Annotated in this window: 26 protein-coding genes and 1 tRNA gene; 15 read left to right on the forward strand and 12 right to left on the reverse strand. The window is 65.6% G+C overall.

Going from position 1 to position 24,846, the window contains the following annotated elements:
- Window positions 1–18: 18 nt before the first annotated feature.
- Window positions 19–1,695, reverse strand: a complete 1,677-nt coding sequence (gene ettA, locus ACVDFE_RS39325) for an energy-dependent translational throttle protein EttA (RefSeq protein WP_360401898.1) — start codon at window positions 1,693–1,695, stop codon at window positions 19–21.
- A 262-nt stretch (window positions 1,696–1,957) separates the two neighbouring features.
- A complete protein-coding gene (locus ACVDFE_RS39330; RefSeq protein ID WP_360401895.1) occupies window positions 1,958–2,365 on the reverse strand; it encodes a single-stranded DNA-binding protein in 408 nt (135 codons plus the stop codon).
- Between the two features lie 253 nt (window positions 2,366–2,618).
- Between ACVDFE_RS39330 and ACVDFE_RS39335 the strand changes: the two genes are divergently transcribed.
- Genes ACVDFE_RS39335 through ACVDFE_RS39345 form a run of 3 tightly spaced genes read left to right on the forward strand, consistent with a single transcriptional unit; the run spans window position 2,619 to window position 4,950 of the window.
- The gene (locus ACVDFE_RS39335) at window positions 2,619–3,227 is read left to right on the forward strand and encodes a TetR/AcrR family transcriptional regulator (protein WP_458433970.1); all 609 of its coding nucleotides are present in this window, start codon (window positions 2,619–2,621) and stop codon (window positions 3,225–3,227) included.
- Window positions 3,220–4,143 carry an ATP-binding cassette domain-containing protein gene (locus tag ACVDFE_RS39340; protein WP_458433971.1) on the forward strand — a complete coding sequence of 308 codons (924 nt, stop codon included), beginning with the start codon at window positions 3,220–3,222 and terminating at the stop codon, window positions 4,141–4,143. Before ACVDFE_RS39335 ends, ACVDFE_RS39340 begins: the two co-directional genes overlap by 8 nt.
- A 9-nt stretch (window positions 4,144–4,152) precedes the next feature.
- Window positions 4,153–4,950, forward strand: coding sequence for an ABC transporter permease (locus ACVDFE_RS39345; RefSeq protein ID WP_458433972.1), 798 nt, complete (start codon window positions 4,153–4,155; stop codon window positions 4,948–4,950).
- On the opposite strand, the gene ACVDFE_RS39350 is transcribed toward ACVDFE_RS39345, so the two are convergent.
- Window positions 4,947–6,878 (reverse strand): cytochrome c oxidase assembly protein, encoded by a 1,932-nt coding sequence (locus tag ACVDFE_RS39350; protein WP_458433973.1) that lies wholly within the window; start codon window positions 6,876–6,878, stop codon window positions 4,947–4,949. The genes ACVDFE_RS39345 and ACVDFE_RS39350 overlap by 4 nt on opposite strands.
- Window positions 6,879–6,914: 36 nt before the next feature.
- On the opposite strand from ACVDFE_RS39350, the gene ACVDFE_RS39355 reads away from it, so the two are divergent.
- Entirely contained in the window at window positions 6,915–7,439 is a 525-nt protein-coding gene (locus ACVDFE_RS39355) for a hypothetical protein (RefSeq protein WP_458433975.1), read from the forward strand.
- Here ACVDFE_RS39355 and ACVDFE_RS39360 read toward each other — a convergent pair.
- Entirely contained in the window at window positions 7,414–8,577 is a 1,164-nt protein-coding gene (locus ACVDFE_RS39360) for an MFS transporter (protein WP_458433976.1), read from the reverse strand. The two genes, ACVDFE_RS39355 and ACVDFE_RS39360, sit on opposite strands and share 26 nt — an antisense overlap.
- 64 nt (window positions 8,578–8,641) lie before the next feature.
- Here ACVDFE_RS39360 and ACVDFE_RS39365 point away from each other — a divergent pair, with 64 nt between their 5' ends.
- From ACVDFE_RS39365 to ACVDFE_RS39375, 3 genes are all read left to right on the forward strand, one after another.
- Window positions 8,642–9,730: a LacI family DNA-binding transcriptional regulator gene (locus ACVDFE_RS39365; RefSeq protein ID WP_458433977.1), complete on the forward strand. Its 1,089-nt coding sequence runs from the start codon at window positions 8,642–8,644 to the stop codon at window positions 9,728–9,730.
- Window positions 9,731–9,860: 130 nt separating this feature from the next.
- Window positions 9,861–9,933 (forward strand) — tRNA-Arg (locus ACVDFE_RS39370).
- A gap of 113 nt (window positions 9,934–10,046) precedes the next feature.
- On the forward strand, window positions 10,047–11,618 hold the full coding sequence (locus ACVDFE_RS39375; protein ID WP_458433978.1) for a tyrosine-type recombinase/integrase: 1,572 nt from the start codon (window positions 10,047–10,049) through the stop codon (window positions 11,616–11,618).
- 3 nt (window positions 11,619–11,621) lie between these two features.
- Here ACVDFE_RS39375 and ACVDFE_RS39380 read toward each other — a convergent pair whose 3' ends face one another.
- Complete coding sequence (locus ACVDFE_RS39380; protein ID WP_458433979.1) at window positions 11,622–12,305, reverse strand: NUDIX hydrolase; 684 nt, start codon at window positions 12,303–12,305, stop codon at window positions 11,622–11,624.
- A 167-nt stretch (window positions 12,306–12,472) separates the two neighbouring features.
- On the opposite strand from ACVDFE_RS39380, the gene ACVDFE_RS39385 reads away from it, so the two are divergent.
- The 4 genes from ACVDFE_RS39385 to ACVDFE_RS39400 all read left to right on the forward strand — a co-directional run bounded on the left by ACVDFE_RS39385 (window position 12,473) and on the right by ACVDFE_RS39400 (window position 15,131).
- Complete coding sequence (locus ACVDFE_RS39385; RefSeq protein ID WP_458433980.1) at window positions 12,473–12,805, forward strand: hypothetical protein; 333 nt, start codon at window positions 12,473–12,475, stop codon at window positions 12,803–12,805.
- 226 nt (window positions 12,806–13,031) lie between these two features.
- The gene (locus ACVDFE_RS39390; protein WP_458433982.1) at window positions 13,032–13,256 is read left to right on the forward strand and encodes a hypothetical protein; all 225 of its coding nucleotides are present in this window, start codon (window positions 13,032–13,034) and stop codon (window positions 13,254–13,256) included.
- 77 nt (window positions 13,257–13,333) lie between these two features.
- Window positions 13,334–14,206 carry a DUF5753 domain-containing protein gene (locus ACVDFE_RS39395; RefSeq protein ID WP_458433983.1) on the forward strand — a complete coding sequence of 291 codons (873 nt, stop codon included), beginning with the start codon at window positions 13,334–13,336 and terminating at the stop codon, window positions 14,204–14,206.
- A gap of 40 nt (window positions 14,207–14,246) precedes the next feature.
- Window positions 14,247–15,131 (forward strand): DUF5753 domain-containing protein, encoded by an 885-nt coding sequence (locus ACVDFE_RS39400; RefSeq protein ID WP_458433984.1) that lies wholly within the window; start codon window positions 14,247–14,249, stop codon window positions 15,129–15,131.
- 186 nt (window positions 15,132–15,317) lie between these two features.
- Here ACVDFE_RS39400 and ACVDFE_RS39405 read toward each other — a convergent pair whose 3' ends face one another.
- The 5 genes from ACVDFE_RS39405 to ACVDFE_RS39425 are packed head-to-tail and all read right to left on the reverse strand — an operon-like array spanning window position 15,318 to window position 19,224.
- Window positions 15,318–17,474: an FtsK/SpoIIIE domain-containing protein gene (locus ACVDFE_RS39405; protein WP_458433985.1), complete on the reverse strand. Its 2,157-nt coding sequence runs from the start codon at window positions 17,472–17,474 to the stop codon at window positions 15,318–15,320.
- On the reverse strand, window positions 17,467–18,294 hold the full coding sequence (locus ACVDFE_RS39410) for a hypothetical protein (protein WP_458433986.1): 828 nt from the start codon (window positions 18,292–18,294) through the stop codon (window positions 17,467–17,469). Before ACVDFE_RS39410 ends, ACVDFE_RS39405 begins: the two co-directional genes overlap by 8 nt.
- Window positions 18,291–18,617, reverse strand: coding sequence for a hypothetical protein (locus tag ACVDFE_RS39415; protein WP_458433987.1), 327 nt, complete (start codon window positions 18,615–18,617; stop codon window positions 18,291–18,293). Before ACVDFE_RS39415 ends, ACVDFE_RS39410 begins: the two co-directional genes overlap by 4 nt.
- On the reverse strand, window positions 18,614–18,952 hold the full coding sequence (locus ACVDFE_RS39420) for a WhiB family transcriptional regulator (protein ID WP_458433988.1): 339 nt from the start codon (window positions 18,950–18,952) through the stop codon (window positions 18,614–18,616). Before ACVDFE_RS39420 ends, ACVDFE_RS39415 begins: the two co-directional genes overlap by 4 nt.
- Window positions 18,949–19,224 carry a helix-turn-helix domain-containing protein gene (locus ACVDFE_RS39425; protein WP_458433989.1) on the reverse strand — a complete coding sequence of 92 codons (276 nt, stop codon included), beginning with the start codon at window positions 19,222–19,224 and terminating at the stop codon, window positions 18,949–18,951. The genes ACVDFE_RS39420 and ACVDFE_RS39425 overlap by 4 nt, the downstream gene beginning before the upstream one ends.
- Before the next feature lie 170 nt (window positions 19,225–19,394).
- On the opposite strand from ACVDFE_RS39425, the gene ACVDFE_RS39430 reads away from it, so the two are divergent.
- From ACVDFE_RS39430 to ACVDFE_RS39445, 4 genes are all read left to right on the forward strand, one after another.
- Window positions 19,395–19,820 (forward strand): helix-turn-helix domain-containing protein, encoded by a 426-nt coding sequence (locus ACVDFE_RS39430; RefSeq protein WP_458433990.1) that lies wholly within the window; start codon window positions 19,395–19,397, stop codon window positions 19,818–19,820.
- Window positions 19,821–19,955: 135 nt separating this feature from the next.
- Window positions 19,956–20,624: an NUDIX hydrolase gene (locus ACVDFE_RS39435; RefSeq protein ID WP_458433991.1), complete on the forward strand. Its 669-nt coding sequence runs from the start codon at window positions 19,956–19,958 to the stop codon at window positions 20,622–20,624.
- Window positions 20,617–21,039, forward strand: a complete 423-nt coding sequence (locus ACVDFE_RS39440) for an NUDIX hydrolase (RefSeq protein WP_458433992.1) — start codon at window positions 20,617–20,619, stop codon at window positions 21,037–21,039. Before ACVDFE_RS39435 ends, ACVDFE_RS39440 begins: the two co-directional genes overlap by 8 nt.
- Window positions 21,040–21,188: 149 nt before the next feature.
- Window positions 21,189–22,970 (forward strand): ATP-dependent nuclease, encoded by a 1,782-nt coding sequence (locus ACVDFE_RS39445; protein ID WP_458433993.1) that lies wholly within the window; start codon window positions 21,189–21,191, stop codon window positions 22,968–22,970.
- Between the two features lie 317 nt (window positions 22,971–23,287).
- Here ACVDFE_RS39445 and ACVDFE_RS39450 read toward each other — a convergent pair whose 3' ends face one another.
- Complete coding sequence (locus tag ACVDFE_RS39450; RefSeq protein WP_458433994.1) at window positions 23,288–24,076, reverse strand: DUF6339 family protein; 789 nt, start codon at window positions 24,074–24,076, stop codon at window positions 23,288–23,290.
- The gene (locus ACVDFE_RS39455; protein ID WP_458433996.1) at window positions 24,076–24,846 is read right to left on the reverse strand and encodes a hypothetical protein; all 771 of its coding nucleotides are present in this window, start codon (window positions 24,844–24,846) and stop codon (window positions 24,076–24,078) included. Before ACVDFE_RS39455 ends, ACVDFE_RS39450 begins: the two co-directional genes overlap by 1 nt.

Genomic DNA, 24,846 nt, shown 5'->3' on the forward strand with positions numbered 1-24,846 from the left:
GACGTCGCCGTTGCCCTCTCAGTCCCGTGTCAACTTGCGGTAGGTGACGCGGTGCGGCCTCGCGGCGTCGGCACCCAGGCGCTCGAGCTTGTTCTTCTCGTACCCCTCGAAGTTGCCCTCGAACCAGTACCACTTCGACGGGTCCTCGTCCGTGCCCTCCCACGCGAGGATGTGCGTGGCGACGCGGTCGAGGAACCACCGGTCGTGGGAGATGACCACGGCGCAGCCGGGGAACTGCTCAAGCGCGTTCTCCAGCGAGCCCAGGGTCTCGACGTCCAGGTCGTTCGTCGGCTCGTCCAGCAGGATCAGGTTGCCGCCGAGCTTGAGCGTGAGCGCGAGGTTCAGGCGGTTGCGCTCACCGCCGGACAGCACACCCGCGGGCTTCTGCTGGTCAGGACCCTTGAAGCCGAAGGCGCTGACGTACGCGCGGGACGGCATCTCGACGTTGCCGACGTGGATGTAGTCGAGCCCGCCGGACACGACCTCCCACACGTTCTTCTTCGGGTCGATGCCGCCGCGGTTCTGGTCGACGTAGGACAGCAGGACCGTCTCGCCGACCTTCACGGTGCCGGCGTCCGGCTCCTCGAGACCGACGATGGTCTTGAACAGCGTCGTCTTGCCGACGCCGTTCGGACCGATGACGCCGACGATGCCGTTGCGCGGCAACGTGAACGACAGGTCGTTGATCAGGACCCGGTCGCCGAAGCCCTTCTTCAGCTTGTCGACCTCGACCACGACGCTGCCCAGACGCGGGCCCGGCGGGATCTGGATCTCCTCGAAGTCGAGCTTGCGGGTCTTCTCCGCCTCGGCCGCCATCTCCTCGTAGCGGTCGAGACGCGCCTTGGACTTGGCCTGGCGGGCCTTGGCGCCGGAGCGCACCCACTCCAGCTCGTCCTTGAGGCGCTTCTGCAGCTTCTGGTCCTTCTTGCCCTGGACCGCGAGCCGCTCGGCCTTCTTCTCCAGGTAGGTGGAGTAGTTGCCCTCGTACGGGTGGGTCCGGCCGCGGTCGATCTCGAGGATCCACTCGGCCAGGTTGTCCAGGAAGTACCGGTCGTGGGTCACGGCGAGCACGGCGCCGGCGTACTGCGCGAGGTGCTGCTCCAGCCACAGGACGCTCTCCGCGTCCAGGTGGTTGGTGGGCTCGTCGAGCAGCAGCAGGTCGGGCTTGCTCAGCAGCAGCTTGCACAGCGCGACGCGGCGGCGCTCACCACCGGAGAGCTTGGTGACGTCGGCGTCCGGGGGCGGGCAGCGCAGGGCGTCCATCGCCTGTTCCAGCTGGGAGTCGAGGTCCCACGCGTCGGCGTGGTCGAGCTCCTCCTGGAGCTTGCCCATCTCCTCCATCAGCTCGTCGGAGTAGTCGGTCGCCATCAGCTCGGCGATCTCGTTGAAGCGGTCGAGCTTCACCTTGATCTCGCCCAGGCCCTCCTGGACGTTGCCGAGGACGGTCTTCTCCTCGTTGAGCGGCGGCTCCTGCTGGAGGATGCCCACGGTGTAGCCGGGCGACAGGTACGCCTCGCCGTTGTTGGGCGTGTCCAACCCCGCCATGATCTTGAGCACGCTCGACTTGCCGGCGCCGTTGGGACCGACCACACCGATCTTCGCGCCGGGGTAGAACATGATCGTGACGTCATCGAGGATGACCTTGTCACCGTGCGCCTTGCGCACCTTTTTCATGGTGTAGATGAACTCGGCCATGGCGGCGATCGTAGAGCGGTGCCCGGAGGCCGTTGACCTCGGTCGCCGACAAGCAGGTGTCCAGGTCCGGATCGAGCGGCACGCGAGACGGTGACCAGCTCATTCCATTCGAACGTGAACGACCCTCGGCGATCGGTCCTCGTCGGCCCGATCTACGAGCTTCCCTCCTTCTCGGATCGCAGTGCGTACATCATCTCCGGCGGTACCGCCGGATCGTGCGGGTTCCCGAACTCCGGTACGAGTTGCCCCGATCGGCGCAAGATCAGAACGGTGCGGTCGCCACGGCCGGGTTCCCCGCGAGATCTTCGCTCACTCGCGGTTCTACAACCGTGGCAGCGCCCAGGGACTGGACCCGGCTGAGGTCGAGCCCGATGGTGCTCGCGTCCACGTTCAGCACGGTCTTCTTCTGGTCGTCCTTCTCGTAGACCCGTGTCCGGAGCCTGCCCTGGACCACCACGGGATCGCCCTTGCCGACCGCGGTGCGCACGGTGTCGGCGAGCTTGCGCCAGCACGTGACCCCGAGCGTCAGGGTCTCGCCGTCCTCCCAGTCGCCGATCGCGGTGTTGTACCGGCGCTCGGTCGAGGCGATGCGGAAGAAGGCGTTGCTCCTGCCGTCCTCGCCGACGCGGTGGCTGACGTCGCCGACCACGGTGCCAACAACGGTGATCACGGTGGAATTCCAGGCCATGGGACTCGCCTCCAGGTCGAGGGGTTGCGGGTCCAGGTTGCTCCGGTGGCGGGGCGGGGTGGTGGCGTGGACGGGGATCTGTGGACTACTCGCGGGTTGTGGACAGGTCGGGATCTTGAACCGCCTCGGACCGGGGAATTGTCGGTCCCGTGTGCTAGTGCGCCGCTCGACCAGCGCGAGTGAGTGAGCGCCCACTCATTGACATGAGTGAGTACTCACTCATACAGTGGCGGACGTGCCAGAGGAACCACGCCGCCGCCGCGCCCCGGCGATGAGCCCGGAAGACCGCCGCGAAGCGATCGTCCAGGCGACGCTGCCGCTCGTCGTCAAGGCCGGCGCGAACGTCACCACCAGCCAGATCGCCGCCGCGGCCGGGATCGCGGAGGGCACGGTGTTCCGCGTCTTCAGGGACAAGGCGGAGCTGCTGGACGCGTGCGTCCAGCGCGCGTTGCACTCCGACGAGGAGGTCGCCCGGCTCGCGGCGATCCCGGCGGACGCACCGCTGGAGGAACGCCTGACCGCGGGGGTCGCCACGTTCAGCGGCTACCTGGACCGCATGTGGGGCCTCATCGGCACGTTGCGCGAGACGGGTTACCGACCGCACGACGAAGACCACAAGAAGCACAAGGGACCGCCCATCGGCATGCAGCAGCTGTCGGACGCGGTCGCGGAGCTCTTCGGCGACGCGGATCTGCGCGTCAGCCCCGACCTCGCCGGGCGGATGCTGCTCGGCGCCGTCTTCACCAACCGCATGGGCGCGGGCTTCGGCGAGACAGAAGCCGAACCCGCCGCCATCGTCGAGCTCTTCCTGCACGGCGCGCTCAAAGGGGGAACACATGAGTGAGCTCATGATCGAGGCCCACGAGGTCAGCAAGAAGTTCGGTGACGTGACCGCGCTCGACGGCGTGAGCGTCACCGCCAGGAAGGGCACCGTGCTGGGCCTGCTCGGCCACAACGGCGCCGGCAAGACCACGCTGGTCAACATCCTCACGACCATGCTGCCGCCCACCGGTGGCGACGCGCGGGTCGCCGGCTTCGACGTCGTGAAGCAGGGCCACGAGGTGCGCAGCCGGATCGGCCTCACCGGCCAGTTCGCCGCCGTCGACGAACAGCTGAGCGGCCACGACAACCTCGTGCTGATCGCACGCCTGCTCGGTGCCAGCGGACGGCAGGCCCACCAGCGCGCGGACGAGCTGCTGGAGCAGTTCGACCTCACCGACGCGGCCAGGCGCAACGCCAAGACCTACTCCGGCGGCATGCGGCGCCGCCTCGACCTGGCCGCGTCGCTGGTCGGCCGCCCCGAGGTGCTGTTCCTGGACGAGCCGACCACCGGTCTCGACCCGGCCAGCCGCCTCGCGATGTGGGAGATCGTCGAGAAGCTCGTCGCGGACGGCACGACCGTGCTGCTCACGACGCAGTACCTGGACGAGGCCGACCGGCTCGCCCACTCGATCACCGTGCTGTCCCACGGCAAGGTCGTCGCGTCCGGCACGTCCGCGGAGCTCAAGGCCCAGGTCGGCCAGCGCACGGTGACCGTGACGCTCGACTCGGCGTCCGATGTGGACACCGCGGTGCGGGCGATCACCTCGGTCGGCCTCCACCCGGTCGCAGAAGGCCTCACGCTCACCACTCCCGTCAGCGCCTCATGCGACCTTGCGACGGTCGTGCGCGCGTTGGACGACAACGGCTTGGAGGCACACGAGATCGGCCTCAAAGAGCCCACTTTGGACGACGTCTACCTCACGCTCGCCGCGAACTAGGGGGAAATCATGGCGACATTGACCTGGCACGGCAGCAGCTACCCGACACAGGTTCTCGTGCTGACCGGCCGTTCGCTGCGCGCACTGCTGCGCACGCCCGCGCTGGTGTTCTTCAGCATCCTGCAGCCGTTGATCATGCTGACGCTGTTCAGCCAGATCTTCAGCAGCATCACCTCGACGGCGAACTTCCCGCCGGGCATGAGCTACATCAACTTCCTGCTGCCCGCGATCCTCGTGAACACCGCGATGCAGTCCTCTCTCGCGTCCGGCATCGGGCTCGTGCAGGACATGTCGAACGGTGTGCTCGCACGGTTCCGTTCGCTGCCCATCAGGCCCAGCACGGTTCTGTTGGCACGCAACCTCTCCGACGCCGTGCGGACCGCGTTCCAGCTCGTGCTGATGATCGCGTTCGGCGTGCTGGTGTTCGGGTTCCGGCCCGACGGCGGTGTGCTCGGCACGCTCGCGGCGCTGGGACTCGCGCTGGTCGTGGGGTGGGCGCTGAGCTGGGTGTTCATCGCGATCGCGGCGTGGGTGCGCAAGGCCGAGCTGATGCAGACCGTCGGCTTCCTCGCGATGTTCCCGCTGATGTTCGCGTCCAGCGCGTTCGTGCCGATCAACGGCCTGCCGGGCTGGTTGCAGGCGGTCGCCAAGGTCAACCCGCTGACCTACGCGGTCGACGCCGCCCGCAGCCTCGCACTCGCCCACCCCGTCACGGGCGTGGCCGGCGCACTGGTCACGAGCGGCGTGATCGCCGCCATCGGAGCGTTCTTCGCGGTCCGCGGCTTCCGCAGGCCGTTGTCGCTCTAGTCCTTCCCGGACATCTTCCGCAGCATCGCGTTGTAGGCCTCGAGGTCGGCGTCGCCATCGGCGTCGGCCTTGCGGTCCAACCGCTTCGCGTCCCGGCCGTCCTGCCGGGCCCACTGCGTGAGCAGGGCCACCATCACCACCAGCAACGGCAGCTCCCCCGCCGCCCACGCGATGCCGCCGCCGAGCCGCTGGTCCTCCAGCAGGTCCTGCACCCACGGCAGCGCCAGCCCGCGGTAGAACTGCTCGCCGATGACGTTCTGCGAACTCATCAGCACGACGCCGAAGAACGCGTGGAACGGGATCGACGCGAACAACAGGCCCAACCGCCCCAGCGGCGGCAGCTTGTTCGGTGACGGGTCCACGCCGATCACGGGCCAGTAGAAGACGTAGCCGGCGAGGATGAAGTGGGCGTTCATGGCGAGGTGCGCCCAGTGGAACGGCAGCGCGGCCTCGAACAGCCCCGAGAAGTACAGCGCGTAGAACGAGCCGACGAACAACGCCAGCGCCACGAACGGGTTCGTGAGCAGACGCGCGACCGGCGAGTGCACGAACGCCAGGACCCACTCCCGCGGCCCCGGCACCTCCTTGCTCACCGGCAGGGCGCGCAACGCGAGCGTCACCGGGCCGCCCAGGACGAACAGGATCGGCGTGAGCATGGACAGCACCATGTGCGCTTCCATGTGCACGCTGAACATCGCGGGCGAATAGCGGCCCATGCCCGACGACGTCGCGAACAGCAGCGAGAAGCACCCGCACAGCCACGCGGCGGTGCGCCCGACCGGCCACTTGTCGCCGCGCTTGGTGAGCCGGCGCACGCCCAGCACGTAGAGCACGGCGAGGATGACCGCGACCGTGCCGAAGATGAGGTCGAACCGCCAGTCGAACAGGATCCGCGCCAGGGTCGGCGGCCCGTCGAGCTCGTAGCCGATGGCGATCTCGGTGCGGCTGGGCAGCGCGACGCTGCCGGTCGGCGGAGGTGTCCTGGCGAGCGCGACGGCGAGCCCGATCGTGAACATCATCAGCAGGACCTCGACGCCCGCGAGCTTCAGCAGCGCCGCGGGCCGGCCGTCGACCACGCCCTTCACGCCGCGTTCGCGCTGGAAGTACCCGAACACGCCGAGCACCACCAGGCAGGCGATCTTGCCGAGCGTCAGCCAGCCGTAGGTGGAGGTCACGAGGTCGCCGGGCGTGATCCTGACCAGCGCGTTCACCACGCCGGAGACGGCCAGGACGATCCAGCAGACCAGCGCCAGCTTCGAGAAGCGGGACGCGGCCAGCGGCAGGTGCGCACCGCCACGGCGCCCGTGTGCGAGCAATGCGATCAGACCGCCCACCCACAGCACCACGGCGACGAGGTGCCACAACAGGCTGTTGGTGGCCATGTCGTGCGAACCACCCGACGACGAGTGGCCGGTGACCGCGACCGGCACCAGCGCGAAGATCGCCACGAACAGCAGGACCGCGGTCCAGCCCCACGACAGCACCAGCCGGCAGCCGAGCGCGAGCAGCGCCACGACGATCGCCGTCAGCGCCCACGCCTTCGACTGCTCCAGCAACATCGACGTGTCGATCATCTGGGTGACCGTGAACGACGACACCGGCCGGTCGATGGCCGAGGCAGTGGTGAACGGCACAGACAGCACCGCGCCGACCAACCAGACCAGGGACGCCCATCCGGCCGTGCGCAACGCCGCGTACCCGTCGGCCGCGAGGTTCCCGGACTGCTGCGGTGGCACGAGGAACGCCGCCAGCAGCAACGAGCCGATGGTCACGACCGCACCCACCTCGGTGAGGACGCGCACGACGAGCAGACCGGCCGGCGGGTTGGGCGAGAGCGCGCTCAGCGCGACGGCGACGAGCGCCGCCACCGCGAAGCCGATGACGACGAGTGGGATCAGACCTGTTCTGGTCGAGCGCTCGATAGCCACGGCCTGGAGCCTACGCACCCTCTAGTGTTGCCCTGTGTGAGCCGTTCTCCCCTCCTGCTGGTGGTCGCGTTCGTCCTGGCCGGCTGCTCGTACAGCATCCAGGGCGATCCCGTGGCCGCACCGTTGCCGCCCGGCCCCGCCGTGGCGACACCGCGCAAGACGGCGAACGTCGACCCGTGCACGCTCATCGGCGACGACGACCTGAAGTCGATCGGCACGCCCAAGTACAAGCCGAGCCCGCAGAACGACAAGATCCCCCACTCGTGCCTGTTCGTCCTGAACGAGGACGCCCAGGTGATGGTGGCGGTGCCGTACCGGTCGTTCGACGAGTCGAAGAGCCGGCAGACGAAGGGCTCCGAGGTCCAGACGCTCAAGCACGCCACGTGGCTGTCCTGCGGCCAGGAGGGCGAGAACATGGTGTGCACGGCCACGATCGCGGTGTCGCGCAACGAGTCGTTGCTGGTCGCGATCAGCAAGAAGGCCTCGACCGGCACGCAGGCGACGAAGCTGCTGGAACCGGTCGCCCAGACCGCCCTCAAACGCCTGCCGGCTGCCTCGTAGCCCGTTTCGCGAGCCAGGTCGCGGGGATGATGAGCGCGGTGACCAGCGCCACGAACCCGAGCGACAGCACGAGCGAGCTCACGTGCGCGAGCCCGCCCACGATCGGCGGCCCTGCGAGGAACCCGGTGTAGGCGATCGTCGTCACCAGCCCCAGCTCGCGTGCCCCACCGCTGCCGTCCGCGCGCTTGCCCGCCTCGCCCGCCAGGTCCATGACCACCGGGAACGAGAACGCGAGCCCCAGCCCGGCCAGCCCGAACCCGGCGTAACCCGCGGCCGGGACCGGCACGAGGACGGTGAGCGCCAGCCCCGTCGCGGCCAGCCCGCCACCCGCGGCCAGCAGGCGGTGCGGCCCGAGCTTCCGCTGCACCGGCTCACCGAACCACCGTGCGAGCGCCATCGTGACCGAGAAGCCCGCATAAGCGTAGGCCGCCGCCGCGTCACCCATACCGCGCTCACGCACCATGAACAACGCCGACCAGTCCGCTGTCGCCCCTTCCGCGATGGCACTGCACAACGCCACGGCCGCCAACAACCACAACACAGGGCTCTTGAGGACGCTGGCACGTTCGGTGGCCTCTTGCCTATGCCGCTCCCCCACTCCTCCGGGAATGCTCTTCGCCACAATCGCCGTGACGATCAGGCCGATGAGCGCCGCAACCAGGAAGTGCCTCATGGGCGTCCACTGCGCCTGAGCGGCGGCAGCGCTGCCCAACGACCCGATGAGGCCGCCGACGCTGAAGCCGGCGTGGAACTGCGGCATCAACGGCCGCCGCAGGTCGCGGACGACCGTGACGGCGGCGATGTTCATCGACACGTCCATTGCGGCGACGCTCGCGCCCAACGCGACCAGGCTCAGCCCCATCTGCAACGGCGACTGCGACAGCGCCAGCACCGGCAGAAGGAGCGGACAGAGGAGGGTGCTCGCTATCAGCACCCCTCGCGACCCGTAGACGGCACAGATCCGGGCCGCCACGGGCGCGGTGAACGCCAGCCCGGCGCTCGCACCGAGCAACGCGAGCCCGAGGACGCCCTCGTCTGCACCGACCTGGTCGGCGAGGGCGGGCACGCGGGAGGCCCAAGTGCCGAAGGCGGCGCCGTTCAGCAGGAAGACGACGAACGTGACGAGCCGTGGGGACATGTCCCCCAGCATGACTGAAGCGCTTCAGGGTCGCCAACTCCCTTCTTACGCCTCCTCGCCTACGATGCTGTCCGTGGACTCCGACCGCCGCCGCAGGCCGACGCTGGACACCGTCGCCGCCGCGGTCGGGGTATCGCGGGCAACGGTGTCGAACGCGTACAACCGCCCCGACCAACTCTCGTCGTCGTTGCGCGAACGCATCCTCGAGACGGCGCGCTCTCTGGGCTATGCGGGCCCAGACCCCGTTGCACGCTCACTGGCCACACGGTTGTCAGCCGCCGTGGGCTTCATGCTGCCGCAGGGCCTCCGCGGGGCGTTCACGGATCCGGCGCTGTCCATCGTGCTCGACGGCCTCGCACAGACCGTGGACGGCCACGACCACAGCCTCGTCCTCATGCCCGGCGACACCACAGGCGGACCACGCCCCTCAATCGTGACGCGCGCGCAAGCGGACGTGATGGTCGCCTACTCACTTCCCGACTCCGCACCGGCACTGGACGCCGTGGCCGCCCGCGGCCTGCCACTCGTGGTGATCGACCAGCCCGAGCTGCCCGACTCCGCACGCGTCGAGGTCCAGGACCACCGGGGCACCTCGCTCGCGGCGGAACACCTGCTGTCCCTGGGCCACACCCGCTTCGGCGTGCTGATGTTCGCGCTTCACCCTGACGGCGCATCCGGCCCGGTCTCCGCTGACCGCCGATCGGCCGTGCCGTTCCGCGTGAGCCGCGACCGCCTGGCCGGCTACCTGGACACTTTGGCAAAAGCCGGGGTGCAACCGGACAATGTTCCGGTGTGGGAGGCGCGCGGCAGTGATCGCGAGTTCGGACGTCTCGGCGCGCGGTGGCTGCTCACCCGCACGCCCCGGCCGAGCGCTTTGCTGTGCGCGTCGGACCAACTGGCGTTCGGCGCACTCCGGGCCGCCCGCGACCTAGGCCTTTCGGTCCCCTCCGACGTGTCGATCGCAGGCTTCGACGACGTCCCCGAGGCGGCCTACAGCGACCCACCGCTGACCACGGTGCGTCAACCCCTGGCCGACAAGGGCCGCCGAGCCGGCGAACTGGCCCTGGAACTGCTGGCCGGCAGCAGACCGCCCCAGCCGACGAGACTCGACGTTTCCCTCGTGGAGAGAGCCTCAACGGCCCCTAGAACGTGATCCGCGTCACGTTTACCCCGTTTCCGCCACCCGTTTGGCCGTAGGGCGGAAACGGACGATCGACTCCGGACGATGTGTCCGGTGGGGGCAGCGGGCGACCACGCATCGTGGCCGCTCCCGCACCCCTCCAGCCTCTGTAGCTCAGTGGAGAGAGCGAGGGACTTCTAATCCCGAGGTCGCAGGTTCGAATCCTGCCAGGGGCGCTGGATAACAAGGCCGCTGACCTGCACAGACAGGTCAGCGGCCTTCTTCGTTCTTGATCTTAGGCCGCTCCGGTGGAGCCACACGTGGAGCCAACCTGCCCTACCGTGGCTCTATGGCCCCTCGAAAGTCACCCTCGAAGCCCAAGCAGCGGGGCGAGATCCTCCCGCTGCCCAGCGGCTCGCTGAAGGTGCGGGTGTACGCCGGGAAGGACCCGATCACGGGCAAGAAGAACTTCCTGACGGAGACCATCCCGCACACGCACCCGGAGCTTGAGAAGGAAGCTGAGCGGGTTCGCACGAGGTTTCTCAACCAGGTCGACGAGCAGCGCAACCCGCGCACCAACGCGACGGTTGACGCACTCCTGGACGAGTACCTGGAGAAGATCAACGTCGATAAGAGCACGCGCATCGGCTATGAGGGCAAGATCCGGAACCACATCCGGCCGCTGATCGGTCACCTCAAGCTTTCCAAGCTCGACGCTCACGCCATCGACACCTTCTACTCGACGTTGCGCGCGTGCCGCGCCCACTGCGGCGGCAAGGGCAACTTCATCGAACATCGCACGAAGCGACAGCACGTCTGCAACGAGAAATGCAGGAAGCACGTGTGCCGCGGCTTGGACGTTTCGACCATCCGGCAGATCCATTCAATCCTCGGCGGAGCCCTGAAACGTGCCGTCAAGTGGGACTGGCTCCGGATCAACCCGCTGAACCAAGCCGAGACTCCCCCGACTCCGACGCCCAACCCCCATCCGCCGGAGCCCGAAGAAGCGGCGGCCGTCGTCAGCGCGGCCTTCCGAGACTTCGCGTGGGGCACTTTCGTCTGGCTGACGATGGTCACCGGAGCGCGGCGTGGCGAGATGTGTGCACTCCGGTGGGATCTCCTCGACCTGGACCGGGCAGTTCTCCAGATCAAGACGAGCATCGGGCAGGAGGGCAAAGAAACCTGGGAGAAGGACACCAAGACCCATCAGCAACGCCGCATCGCTCTGGACGCGGAAACCGTCGCGTTGCTCCACGCTTACCGGCAGCAGTGCGAAGACAAAGCGGCCGAGTTCGCGCAGAAGCTCAAGCGGGACGGGCGGATCTTCTCGAACTCGATCGACCACAGCACCTATTGGAAGCCCGACACGGTTTCGCAGCGCTTCTCCCGTCTCTGCGAGAAGCTGGAGGTCGACACCGATCTTCACTCACTGCGCCACTACTCGGCCACTGAACTCATCAGCGCAGGCGTGGACCCGCGCACCGTCGCCGGACGCCTGGGACACGGCGGCGGTGGCGCCACGACGCTGCGGGTGTACTCCGCCTGGGTCTCAGAGGCGGATCAGCGCGCGGCCGGAAACCTTCGTGGCCGCATGCCGACCATGCCGGTTTCCATCGATGTCGACGGTTCAGCGGCCAGCACCGTGGAGCCCGAAATCCGGGGTCCGTACCAACAAATCGCCGCTGATCTGCGCGGCGCGATCGTGTGCGGCGCATTGAAGCCTGGGGACAACATCCCCACCGTTGTGGAACTCTGCCAGCGCTACAACGTGGCAGCGGGAACGGCGAACCGCGCGGTCGCCGAACTGAAGGCAGACGGGCTTGTCACGGCAAGTCGTGGCAAGCGCGCGGTAGTGGCGCCGTTGAGTGAGTCGAGCTTCGCGAACGTCGTCAGCCTGAAGAACAGGCGCGCGAACAAGTAGCCGCTACAGGTCCAGCGCCTTCAGCACCGGCTGGTAGATGCGTTCGGCCGGAATGAGACCGACCAAGCTCGACTTGTCCACCCACTGCACGTCCGCGTTCTCGAACGCGTCAACGTTCTTGGCCGCGCCGGCGACGTAGTCGCAGAGCACGTACTCGCAGAGAACCTGTGTCGCCGGATGCAGTCTCGTCCCCAGTCCCCCGCGTACGACGCAGTGAACATCCGTCTCGCTGAGCGTCTCGCGCACGGCAATCGTCTCTGGCGCGGCACCGGGCTTGACCATTCCTGCCGGAAACTGCCACCCAGCCGGTCCATCGTCGCCACGCCGACGCACGACCAACACCTCTGAACCCCTCAACACGACCGCTATCGCGACCCGCAACGGGTGTACGGCCGTGTGCGCGTCCGGCTGCTGAGGCGGCGACAGCAGTTCGGCTATCGAGAGACCGAAGATGCGTTCGAGCAACCGGGCGTTGGCGGGCCGCACCGGCCCCAGCGGCGTTCCGTCCTTCCGCACTCCGGCGACCAGCCGGAGGAGATGCCGCACGCTGAGCGTGCCCGGCTCGTTGTGTTCGCGCGCGAAGTCTGTCGCGAACTCCACGAACTCCTCATAGGTCAACTGCCGCGCCTTGATCTGCTCTTCGAGCACGGTGCGGGCAGGTGTCGCCGTCAACGTCTTCGCGGTCATCCCGACCTCCCCACCACCAGTGGCGCTCAAACGGCGCACTCATGGCATCCGCATGTCATGTTCATGAGCCCGGTTCAACGTCAGGCTTGATTTCAGTCTGGCACAGACCCCTTCGCAACGGGTCTTTCGAGTGCCCCGTTCACGCGGACAGAGGCGGGTGGGTGACGGTGTGGAGTGAACTGGCGAAGGACGCGGGCGGAATCGCCCTGTTCTTGATCTGGCTCGTGTTGCCGCTGGTCTACGTAATTGCGCTCGGTCGCCGGTACGTCCGGTTGGCACGAGAAGCGGCGCAGGAAGCAACGTGGGCGTGCGAGGAAGTCCAAGACGTCTTGGACGACCTCCAAGCCGCCGAATGCCCGGACGACGACACTCATCCCGTTATACCGGCCGCGCGCACCGAGGACACCCAGGAACTCACCCCGGTCCAGCCACCGAGCACGGGCGGCAGGCATCGGCTCGACGAATCACGCCTCCCCGAGGTGATGTCGTGCCGGAGGTGAATCGCTCCGTTCTCCTCGTACGCCTGCGCCGTGGCGAGGTCGGCGAGACGCAGCGCGTGTGTCACCTCGTTCCGGCGCCACCTGACGACGAGATTCCAGCGTCGCTCACGGGGTACTGCGGTCTTGTGATCCTGCCTGGTGCGGCGGAACTACTTCACGCTCCGGACGGCATGCCGTGCGTCGGCTGTCTCTTCCGCAGCCCTCTGGCTCCGGTCAAGGAGATCCGATGAACGTTGCACGACAGTTCCGGCTCGCACCGCTGACCGTCGAGATGCTGACGCGGGTTAAGCGGTACGCGAACCTCTCGCCGGACGAGGCCTTGGAAGTGCTGGTCAGGTACGGCTTCGTCGCGTACCGGATGACGGTGCTCCACCAGTTCGGCATGGATCCGAGCCTCGGTTCACTCCTCGACCTACCCGCAGGCCCGGACGAAGACCACCAGCCCGGTTGAGGGCTGGTGCGGGGGCCGACGCGACGCGCGCAGTCGCGTCGGCTTCCTCCACCGCACTTCACGGAGTGAGCCGAACGATGCCGAAGAACTTCAAGTCCAGCCTTCAGAACCGTGCTGTTGCCCGCGCGCTTGCGTTGTGGTGCAGGGAAAGCGCCTTGAGCCTGTCCGACGTGAGCAAGCGTGTGCAATGGTCGTCGGCCAAGACGTCGATGATGCAGAACGGGCTGACGCCGATCACCGATGCCGATGTGATGGCGCTTGCTCTTGCGTACGGGATCGACGATGCGCGGCGTGAGCCGGTGTTCTGGGGAGCACAGCGAGCGCGTAACCCACGCAGGTTCGATCTGCTGACCGGCGGCACGGTGCCATGCGTCGGGTGGACCTACGACGAAGTGGAGGCAGAGGCGAACCACGTGCGAGCGGTCGCGTTGGACGTCTTACCGCCGTTGGTCCGCACGCCGGAGTACTCAGGTGCGGTCGGCCGTCAACAGGTCGGAGCAGTGTCCGAGCAGGGGCATCGTCGCTATCCCGACGGCCACCGTGAGCAGATGTTGCGGCATCTGACGGGCGTGGTCTCGCTGCGGATGGACATCGTGCTGGGCGCGGCGGTGTTGAGGCGGCCGGTGGGTGGCCCGTTGGTGATGGCGGATCAGTTGTTCCAGTTGGCGGCGTTCGCTGATCTTGACGGCGCACGGGTGTTCCTCGTGCCCGACGAGGTGGGCGCGTTCGCGGGGATGACGTCGTTCTCCCTGCTGTCGTTCCGTCAGCCGCAGTTCGACGACGTGGTGCATCTCGACCACCTGCACGGGGATGTGTGGCTGGAGAGCGAAGCTGAGCGGCAGCCCTACGCAGACGCCTTTGGGCGGCTGATGGATGTCGCGCTTCCGGTAGCCGAGACGTCAGAACGAATCGTGCAGGCCGCGCAGCGGTTCAAGGACGCCGCGTCCTGATCAAGTTGTGTCACAAAAGGAACCAGTACAAGGAACCGGTATGACGAGAAGGTTCTCGACCGCGCGTGGTCGAGAGTTCGGCGTGGGTGTGCGCGCGGCGCTTGAGGGTGCCAGCCTGACGGGGAACGCTGCCGCCAGGATGCTGGACTGGGACCCGTCCAAGGTCTCGAACCTGCTGAACGGCAAGGGCGGCGTCAGTCAGCTCGAAGTCGCCGTACTGCTGGGGATGTGCCGGGTCAACGCCGGCGAACTCGCCCGTCTGCTGACGCTTCACCAGGACACGCACATCCGGGGCTGGTGGCAACAGTACGGCAGGTGCGCACCCATCCGACTGCACACGGTGGTCGAACACCTGAAGGTGGCCCAGACGCTGACAAGCTGGCACACGCACATGGTGCCGCTGTTTCTCCAGACGGCGCACTACATGCGTGAGGTGCTGCTCGCTTCCTCGACGGTGCCGCAGGACGAGGTGCTGGACCGGGTGCAGGCACAGCTTGCGATGCAGGACGTGCTTCGGCTCAGCCGGACGAAGTGCACCTTCTTCATCCACGAGCTGGCATTGCACCTACAGATCGGCGGTGCTGAGGTCTACGCCGGGCAGTTGCTGCACCTGCTGTCCATGTCGGCCTGGAAGAACGTCAGCATCCGGATCGTGCCTGCGGCGTTGGGCGCGCACGCAGGTCTGGCGGGGTCGTTCACGCACCTGACCCTGGACACGTACGAGCCGCTGGTGTGGGTAGCTACCGAGAACTCCAGCCTGCTCGACGAGACACCGGACGCGGTCGAAGGCTACGACAACGTCGTTCGCGCGCTCGACGACACGAGTTGGGACGAGGAGACGTCCACAGCTTTCATCGCCAGCCTGTGTGACGGCCTCCCGCTGCCCGACGCTGACCCTGACGCGCCGCTTCCGCCTCTCGCGTAGACACACCGTGTGCCGCGCCGTCTCTCGGGATGGCGCGGCACACGGCTGTTTCTGGGCAGTTGTGACGGGTTATCCGTCACTCGTCACACCCGTCACGGCGGCCCATTTCCGCTGGTCATCGGTGGTTCGCTACCCGTCACAGGGCTTGTGACGGGTGACCCGGCCAGTGGGACGGGTTGTGACAGGTCAGCGGCCATCGTCGATCACCTCCGCCTCGACCACGGCGGCGCGGCGGATACGCTCGACGGCCGCACGGATGTCTGCCACGTCGTAGCCGCGCACCTGCCTCGTCCCATCGTCTGTGGCCACTCGGTCACGGGTTGGACGACAGCCAAACTCGGCCATGTCCAGACCGAACCCTTTGGGCTCGACACCCAGTGCCGCCACGAGTTCGGCCGTGGGCACGAAGTCCCGGCCATCGTCGTCAGCGAGGTAGTCCATGACGGACGCCAGCGGTTCCGGCAACTCGACTTCCGCCACGCGTTCCGCCTCGACTGGTGCGGGTGCACCTCCGGCGATAGCCCTTGCCACTGCCGCGTAATCAAGCCTTGCCGGTGTGGTCTGTCCTGCCGCGTGGCCGGTGAGAGTGCCCTCCTGTTCTCGTAGTGCGCGGCCTTGTGCGCAGATTTCGCGCCAGTCTTCGTTGGGCATGTAGAACGTGCGCACGGTCAGTGCCAGCACGTCCGCACCGGCTTGTGTCTCGCCGTCCGGGCGCAGGATGCCCACGCCCTTGTGGGAGGGCAGCAGGCGGCTGGAGTCGTAGCCTCGGGTGTTCATCTGCTCTCCGAGGATGATGTTGCTGTCGCGCCAGTCCATGACCCGCAGCGCGAACCGTGATCCGAGCACCGCCCGCAGCCCGGATGGGATGGTCTTACCGTCCGGCCGCTGTGTCGCCAGTAGCAGGATCACTCCGGCCGCTGGTGCCTTCTTGGCGAGCCACATCAGCAGTTCGCCGCAGTACTCCCCGGCGGTGAGCTTCTTGCCTTGCACCTCCACTGGTGTCCGGTCCTCCAACGGGATCTGGACCTCGTCCACGACCAGGGCGGTGATCGGCATCCCTAGTGCGACGTCGCGGGACATCGCCGGCGTGACCTTGGACTCCGGGCACGTGATGTCGTCGAGCTCCTGCATCCGCCGGTACCGGGCCTGCACGTCGGCCACGAGCTCCACGAGCCAGTCCACGAACCTCAGCACGTGCTCGGAGTCGTCACCGGCCATGAACCGGTGCGCCACCTGCTCGGCTGCCTTCCAGTCCTTTCCGTTCTTGAAGTCGGCGACGTAGACCCGCACGTGCGGGTCCAAGATCAAGCCCGCGGCCGCCAGCCGTTCGGCCATCGTCTTGCCCTGCCGGGGTATCGCACCGATCAGCAGCGACGTCCACACTAACGGCAGGTCGATCCTGCGGCCGCGCGCGTCGGTGCCAAACGGCACCGGCCGCCACGCGTCCCACCGCTGCACCGCCAGCAGCGGCGTGCGGATCGGCGGAGCGCTGTAGGGGTCCTCATCCGCGACCCACAGCGCCACGCGTCCGGCGTGGCCGCCGTTGCCCCGCACGCGCTCCACGTTGAGCTGAATCTCGTCCACGGCGAGCGCGGACGCCAGCGCGTCCCGGTTCTTCACCACGTCCACGGCCTTGCGAGTGGCGGGCAGGTCGACGGTGACCGCCCACCCTTCACCCTGCCGGGTGGCGCGGTGGACCAGGCGCAGCGTCTCGTCCTTGCCGATCAGCTTCGCGTCCCGGAACGCGTCCACGAGCACCTGCGGGTCCATCGTCCACGTCAGCGTGCGCGGTCCGGCGAGCACCGCCCGACGTCCCGGACTGCCGTCCTTCCGGCGCCCCAGCACCGCCAACGACACCGCCGCGACCAGACCGGCGAGCCACAACGAACGCGGCCCATAGAGCAACCACAACACCAGCCCCACCGTCGGTACTACGGTTGCTACGGCCCCGGTGACCTTCCACCGGAACAGAGTGAGCGCGCGAATGTCACCGAACTTGTCCGCCAGCTTCTCCGACTGCTCGGCAGCCTGGCGGTAGTCCCGCACTGTCACCCACGACCGCCACCACCGCACCGCGACCACGAGCCCACGAACGACTGCCCCCACGAACCGGAACGGCGAACGCAGCACCGCCACGACGACATCCTTCGCGGCCTGCACCGCATGAACACGGTCCTTCGCCCACAAAGGCACCCGTGGTGAACGCCGCCATCCGTTCACGAACTTCCGCCACCACGACGCGCGCGTAGCCGGGGACGCGTCGTTCACGAACTCGCCTTCGAGCACCTGCCGCACCGGCAGCACCTGGTCCACGCCGGCGAGTTCCTGACCGTGATCAGTCATCGGAATCACCGCCCATCTCGGCAAGCAACGCGGCCGACAGCCGAGACGACAGACCACGTGAGCAACCAGTGACACCACGGACCCACGCCGGACTCACCACGACACCAGGCGACCACTGCTCACGCGCTCGCTTCAAGTAGTCCTCAAACGACACCCGCCGCTGAACCTTCCGCCTGTGCCGCAGAGGCCTCGCAGGTTCATGAACGACCGCTACAGGTGAGTCCGCGGTGGCCGGTGCCTCGCGTGTGGACGCTTCCATGAACGCCGCCGACACCGCCTCCGTGAGCTTGTCCCGCAGATCCGTCACCGCCTCCGCCGCGACGAACACCACGAGCGGTGGAACCGAGTGCAGCACCACCCCGGACACTGATCCGGTCGCCCACGAGTGCCAGGTGTTCATGACATAGGTGGCGGCGAGCGTGAACCACTTCGCCCGCCGCGTCCAAGCACCCGTACGCACCCGGTACCGCGCGGTCACCTGCTCGGCCCGCAGGATCGCAAGCAATACCAGTGAGACGGTGGGATCGAGCAGCCATGCCGCCAGCCACGGCAGCGACCACGCCGGCGTGCCTGCCGCCGCGAAGGACTGCACGTTGGTCATCGTGAACGCGAGACCCAGCACAATCCCCGACCAGCACAACCGATCCACCTGACCGCGCACCCGCTCGACCCGCAACGCGATCACATCCGGATGCGTCGCGTACGCCCGCAGCTTCGCCGCCTCCGCCGCATCGGCGGCCAGTCTCTCCGCCGCCGGGGCGGCGGCGGGTGGCCGCCCGAAGGCGGCCACCCCTTCCCGAACCCGTCCTAGCGTCCTCATCGCCGCTCACCCCGACGGGGACTGTCGTGCGTGGTGATCGTGAGCGCCTTCGTCAGCGTGTACGCCGCGAACAACGCGGGCAGACCCAGCACCACGAGCAACAAAGTCGTGTCACCCCGGTGCGTGATCACCACCCACTGCACACCCACGATCGCCCCGGCCATCACCAGCACCCGCCCGGTCAGCGACAGCAACCGGGCACCGGCACGTGCCGCGTTCGCCGCTGTCTTCGCCCGTCGGGCACTCGCCCGCCAGACCCACAGCAACACCACGACCACACCCACCACAGCGAGGATCTGCGTTGGAGTCAGGTTGATCGTCATGACGACCCACCACCCTCACGGCGAGCACGCCACACCCGGAACACCTCACGGCGGTCCTCCTGCGACAGACCACCCCACACACCCACGGTGTCCTCACCGGCCGTGCGCAACTCCAACTCCAGACACACGCCCCGGACAGGGCAGTCCGCACACAACCGCGCAGCAGCCTCGCGGTCGCCGATCTCCTCCTGCTCCCACTCCGGACCGTCGCCGTCGGCCCACAACCACATGCACACGCCGTCCCGCGTCACGATCTCCAACAGGACCTCGTCCGGCACCTTCGCGTAGCGGTCCAACTCGGCCGCCACCACCTCGTAGAAGTTCTCCGGGTTCACCACGCACCCCCGGACTTTTGCGCGAACTCGCGGGCCGCACGCCGCTCAGCGGCGATACGTGCGGGGTCGACGAGCCCACCGGTCGCCGTCGCCTCGTTCAGCAACTGCTCAACCGCTGCGGCGGGAACCACGTAGCGAGTGCGCAACTGCACCGCCGGGAAGTCGCCCTCCCTGATCACTCGGTAGAGGGTGGAAGGCGCAACCCGCAGAATCCGGGCGGCCTCTCTGACTGTGTAGAACGCCGGTCGGGCGTTCTCGGTCTTCTCGTTCATGGGATTGGTGCCCTTCTAAGCGGAGCTGGATAATTTCGACCAAAAGATCGGGATGATTTCATCCCATCCAGACACAAAGGGAGCCCAACCCGCAGCCACGTTGTCGATGTCCGGGCCGCGGAATTGCCCCCGCGCTACGCTCAGCAGCGAGGCGGAGCGCGGAGGAATACGTGGCGGACGACTGGAGTGCGGTCGCAAGAGCGATCAACCAGCGCATGACCGAACTCGGCATGAATCAGCGAGAACTCACAGAACGCTCGCAAGTGTCGAAAGCGATCGTTGGCGAACTTCAGAACAACACCGTTCAACGCCGCCGCAGTGAACGAACGCTCGAAGCTCTCTCCGTCGCTCTCGACTGGCACCCCAACCACTTGCAAGCCGTGCTGGGTGGCCGCATCCCGCCGCAGGTCGGGGAGCCCGCAGCCCGCGATGACGATGTACTCGGCCGGCTGGCCGTGATCGAGCATCAGTTGCGCGAAATCGTCGCCCGACTCGGCGGAATCGATGCTCTCACCGATCAGGTGCGAGAGATCAACGAGAACGTCGAAAAGCTTGCTGGAAGCCTTGGAGTCGAGCGGAAACAACTCGGTCAGTAGGGGGTTCGAATGGCTGTTTCTCATGCCAATGAGTCAACGCCGAAAACCGCGTACCAACCATGCATGTCCAGTGCAAGAGCGATGCAAGTTCCATGCAACTCCAGTGCACTTCGCCGGCGAGCGGCGGTGTAAGCCGTGGATCTTGTGCGCGAGTGGACCGGCCGCACAGCGACCGCACTCCAGCGCGCACTACGCGAGTCCAACGAGACCTTCGCCGCTACCCTCGGCCTCTCCCCGCGCGCGGTCGCAAAGTGGCATGCGGAGCCCGACAGCCGGCCACGCCACGAGACACAGCAGCTCCTAGACCACGTGCTCGAACGAGCGTCGACCTCTGTACGAGCACGGTTCGCGGTAGAGCTTGAGTCCCAACAACCGACCGAGCGGCCACCGGCCAAGTCGGACAGCGGTCACATCCTACGAGTCGCGATAGCCGTCGTTGTGGACGAACGAAATGTCCTGATGGTCCAGCGTCGGGAAGACGACGGCTCGACGTCGTGGCAGTTCCCGGCAGGAATGATCAAGCCACGCGCCTCAGCCGCGACGACGGCGATCCGCGAAACACTTTCTGAAACAGGCGTTCACTGCCGCGTGACACGACACCTTGGTAGCCGATTGCACCCGATCACTCAGGTGTACTGTGAGTACCTTCTCTGCGAGTATCTAGCCGGAGAGGCACAGAACATAGACACAGTGGAAAACGTCAGCGTTATATGGACGCCCAGCGACCGGCTTACCCGGTTCATCCCCACAGAGACCATCTTTCCTCCGATATTGGATGCCCTGGAGGTACAAGACAGTGAGTGAACAGACACCTGACGATCAGCGGCCACCGATTGCAGCCGCCGTGATCATCCAGGATGGTGCGGTACTACTCGTCAGGCGTCGAGTCAAGGAAGGAAGCCTATCCTGGCAGTTCCCAGCTGGAGAAGTGGAGCCGGACGAGTCGCCGGAAGCCGCAGCAGCACGGGAAGCCAATGAGGAAACTGGCGTCACAGTCGACAGCGGAAAGAAGCTTGGTGAGCGTATCCACCCAAACACAGGACGACTGATGATCTATGTCGCGTTCAGCTCAATCGAGGGTGATGCGCGAGTAGCCGACAACGAAGAGCTCGACTCGTTCGCCTGGGTGCGCCACAACGAACTCTCCACATATGTGCCTTACCCATTCTTCGAGCCAGTTCAACAGCACCTTGATTCAGTGCTACCGAAAACAAGGTAAGAGTCTGCGGCCCGGCTTTGCGCGCACGCCGGGACCTTGAACCTATCTTAATTAGCACTCGTCTGAGGCAGTTACTGTAACACAGCACCACGCTCTGTCGATTTCCAACGAAGAGTGCCAAGTATCTTAGACCAGCCACAAGGAGCCACATGGAAAATCTCGAAGAAGAAAGTATGGCATCCATACATATTTCGGAAGTGACCCTATCCAACGAGATCACCATATCACTGCCCAGCAATGGCGTAACAGCCATTGTAGGAGGTAATAACTCAGGTAAGTCAACACTCTTGAGACAGATGTCTAACTGGATCTCAAATATGCCTTTTGCAGATCCGCCAATGAACGAACACAAGATACTTCACAACCTGCAGCTCGCCAAGGTTGGCACTCAGGAGAAATTCATCCATTGGATCCAGGAGAACTCCACTTACAACGAGAGAACTCCTACCAATCCAATCCCACAAGAAGGCTACGTTCGGCCCCGGACATCCGTGGTAGACGCCGAGTCTTTTAAGCAGGCCTGGAGCACGATAGATAACGGAGGCAGCCATCTTGGTCCCGCTGGCGAGTTTATAAAGCACTATCTTCCCGCAGGGAGTGGCTACGGATTCAATACCGGACGTCGACAAAATCCGGCACAACCTCCGAGCGATCCACTTCACTACTTGGAACACAGTAAAGATCTTCGCGACGCAAAAGACAAAATTTCTTACGAAGTTTTTAATGTTCATATTACGGTGGATAAGCTAGGTCAGCAAGTATGCCTTAGGGTAGGGAAGCCACCAGAAGACATCCCTCCTCCAGGATATGATGATGATGAGCGACCCTATCGGGAAGCTTTGGATCGGCTTAGCCTTCTCGATCATCAGGGCGACGGGATGAAGGCATTTATCGGCAAGCTATTGCCGATTATGACCTCGGCATATCACATTATCATGATCGACGAACCTGAAGCATTTTTGCACCCACCCCAGGCCACGCGCTTGGGGCGCTACTTGGGCACGCTCGCCAAAGAAGTCGGAGTGCAGGTAATTATCGCTACGCACGATCGAAACATAATCATCGGCCTTCTCGAAAGCAGAACTCCACTTTCAGTGGTACGCCTGAACAGAGAAGGCGATACCACAACGGCCAGTCAGCTTGATCCGGACCAGATCGAATCTATTTGGTCAGAACCGTCCCTGCGGTACAGTCACGTCCTCGACGGCCTGTTTCACACACGAGTTGTACTCGTCGAGAATCAGCGGGACTGCACCTTCTATGCTGCCGCACTCGACGCCGCGCACGAGAAGTCACCTCTACCTATTGCCCCAAGCGACATACTTTTTGTGCCAACAAATGGCAAGGACGGCCTAGCACCTGTCGTCAAGGCGCTTAAAGCAATAAAGATACCAACGGTGGCCTCCCCGGACATCGATATTCTGAACGACTCCGCAAAGATCAAGAAACTTGTCGAATATCTGGGACACTCTTGGGAAGAGTTTGAGGAGGAATACACGCTAATCACAGGACAATTCCGGACCCCGAGAACCCCGCTACTCGCCGCCCAGGTCGCCACGAGCATCGAAGACGTTTTCAAGCGGATACTCGAAGAGGATCCCAAGCGGAAGTGGGACTCCAAGCTAGCAGAGGAGATTCGGGCAGCAACGCGAAGCGATCAAAGTCCTTGGAAAGAGCTAAAGAAGCACGGAGTCAGCACTTTCGACAAGAGCGTTGATCTCAGGGCCATACAGTTTTTCGACAAAATGGATAAAATTGGCCTCGTAATCGTCAGAGTAGGTGAGCTTGAATGCTTCGCACAAGGCCTAGGCGTCAACGAAAGGAAAGGAAACGAGTGGCTACGGGCTGCCCTGAAAGCTGGCGCTCACGAAAGCGATGAGGCATCCAAGCATGTGCGTAGGCTATGCACCGTCTCACCTGCCATAGGCTAGCTTATCCAATTTTCGCGGTCGAAATAGTTGCGCGTGAGTTCGGAGTTGACAGATCTAATCCACAAGGGAAGATCAACTACGAGTGCTACCGGATAGCTCGCATCGTGGAGCCATCCGTGGAGCCAACGCTCGGAGAACCATGACCCTAGACGGACAGATCGGACATGGCTCCAAACCAGAAGACCTGGTAGAACAGCATAACCATAACGAATGCATCACTTCTAATCCCGAGGTCGCAGGTTCGAATCCTGCCAGGGGCGCTGGTTGTGACAGTTCGTCGGTGGGGTCGGCCTCAATAGAGGTCGACCCCACCGACGTCAACGGCTGGCGGTAGCCACAACGTCGCCTGGCTTCTCGCGCAGCGCGAGAACGCTGTCATGAGCGGCGCGAACCAACTCGGCGTCCAAGTCGTCGTTCTCCATCGCCTCGAAGCTGACGAACGAGGCGAGGCGGAGGAGCCTCTTCAGGAAATCCCGGAGCAGCTCTCGTTCGTTCAAGCCGCCTCGGTCCAGGCCACCCCACACCCGGAGGATGGCCTTGACCAGGTACGGGCTTCCGCCTAGCGCCTTGCGACGCGCGTAGACCTGATCGAAGGCGGCCTCGCCCAGGACCGCCAGCGCAGAGTAGGGGTTGGAATCGCTCGGGTCGTGAACGAGTTGCGCACGCCACCACAGGCGGCCGAACACATGACGAGTGATGTCCGAGGCCAACACCCGGTCACCGGTCGGGGAAGGGCCATACCGCCAGTAGGCGACGTCCGGCAGCAGGACCAGGGCGAGGAAGGCCCAGACGTCCCCGGACGCGGCTTCCGCCGGCACCATTCCCATCTCGGTGTGCAGCAACGCTGCCAGCGCCAGGTCGAAGTCGGCACTCGCTGACCTGCTCGTTTCGCTCGGAAAACCTGCATCCGTCGCCAGCGCGACCACCTTCGTGCGGAGCCGCGCCAAGTCGGCGGCGGTGACCCGATCACCTCCAGTCGCCACGAACACAGCAGAGGTGTGCATGGTGTCGCTGCGTGTCGTGAGCTCCGCCGGCGTCAGACCGCAGTACTCCGCGTACAGGTTTTTGGCCTGCCAGGGCAGCAGACGTGGATAAAGGCGGCTCATCAGACGTCCTCGAAGATGCTCGCTGCGGCCTGGACCTCGGTGGCGAACAGGTTCGGCGACTGGTCTCGGCGTTGGCGCAGGTGTTGAACGGAGACATTCGGGAAGAAGTTGTTCAGCAGACTCTGCAGAGTGGCGCCCAGGCTGTCTTCCGCGTAGTCGTTCTCCAGGCCGAAGTCAGGATCTGCCAGCGCGTGCTCGACCATCGTCCTGGCGATGTCGGCGTACGCGGCCGACAGGTACACCTTGTCGATGGCTCGTGGAGACGCCGCGTTCTGGAAGGCGGTCACGACTGGCTTCTTCTTTTCGTTGATGAGCAGCAGCAGGGCTCCCATCGTGGCCGTGTTGAGGTCCCCGCTCAGCTGCACGTGCCAGGCAGACTCGGCGGGCAGGTGAGTGGCTGAGAAGTCGACCACCGCGATGGGGAACTGCGGAGCGTCGCCCTGCAGCCGAAGCGACCGCCTGTGCGTCCACAGAACCGAGCCCCCGCGACGAGGAGCGGCAACGGCGTTGCTCGTCCGATGCCCCGCGAGGACCAACTGGGTGTCGAGCGTCAGCAAGCCGCCCAGTTGCGTACCGGGCAGTTCGATGTCGAGCTCCACCGTCTGGGCGCCGACACCGGACAAGGGGACTCGCTTGGCGGTACCGCGCAGACCCGACCCAGTCGCGGTCCAGACGACCACGAGCGACAACTTCGCATCAGGTGTGAGCCCGGTGGCCGCGTGGACGGAGTCGAGGTCGACGTGGACCTCGTTCCTCAGGAAGAGGTTCAT

Source organism: Lentzea chajnantorensis, assembly GCF_054300775.1.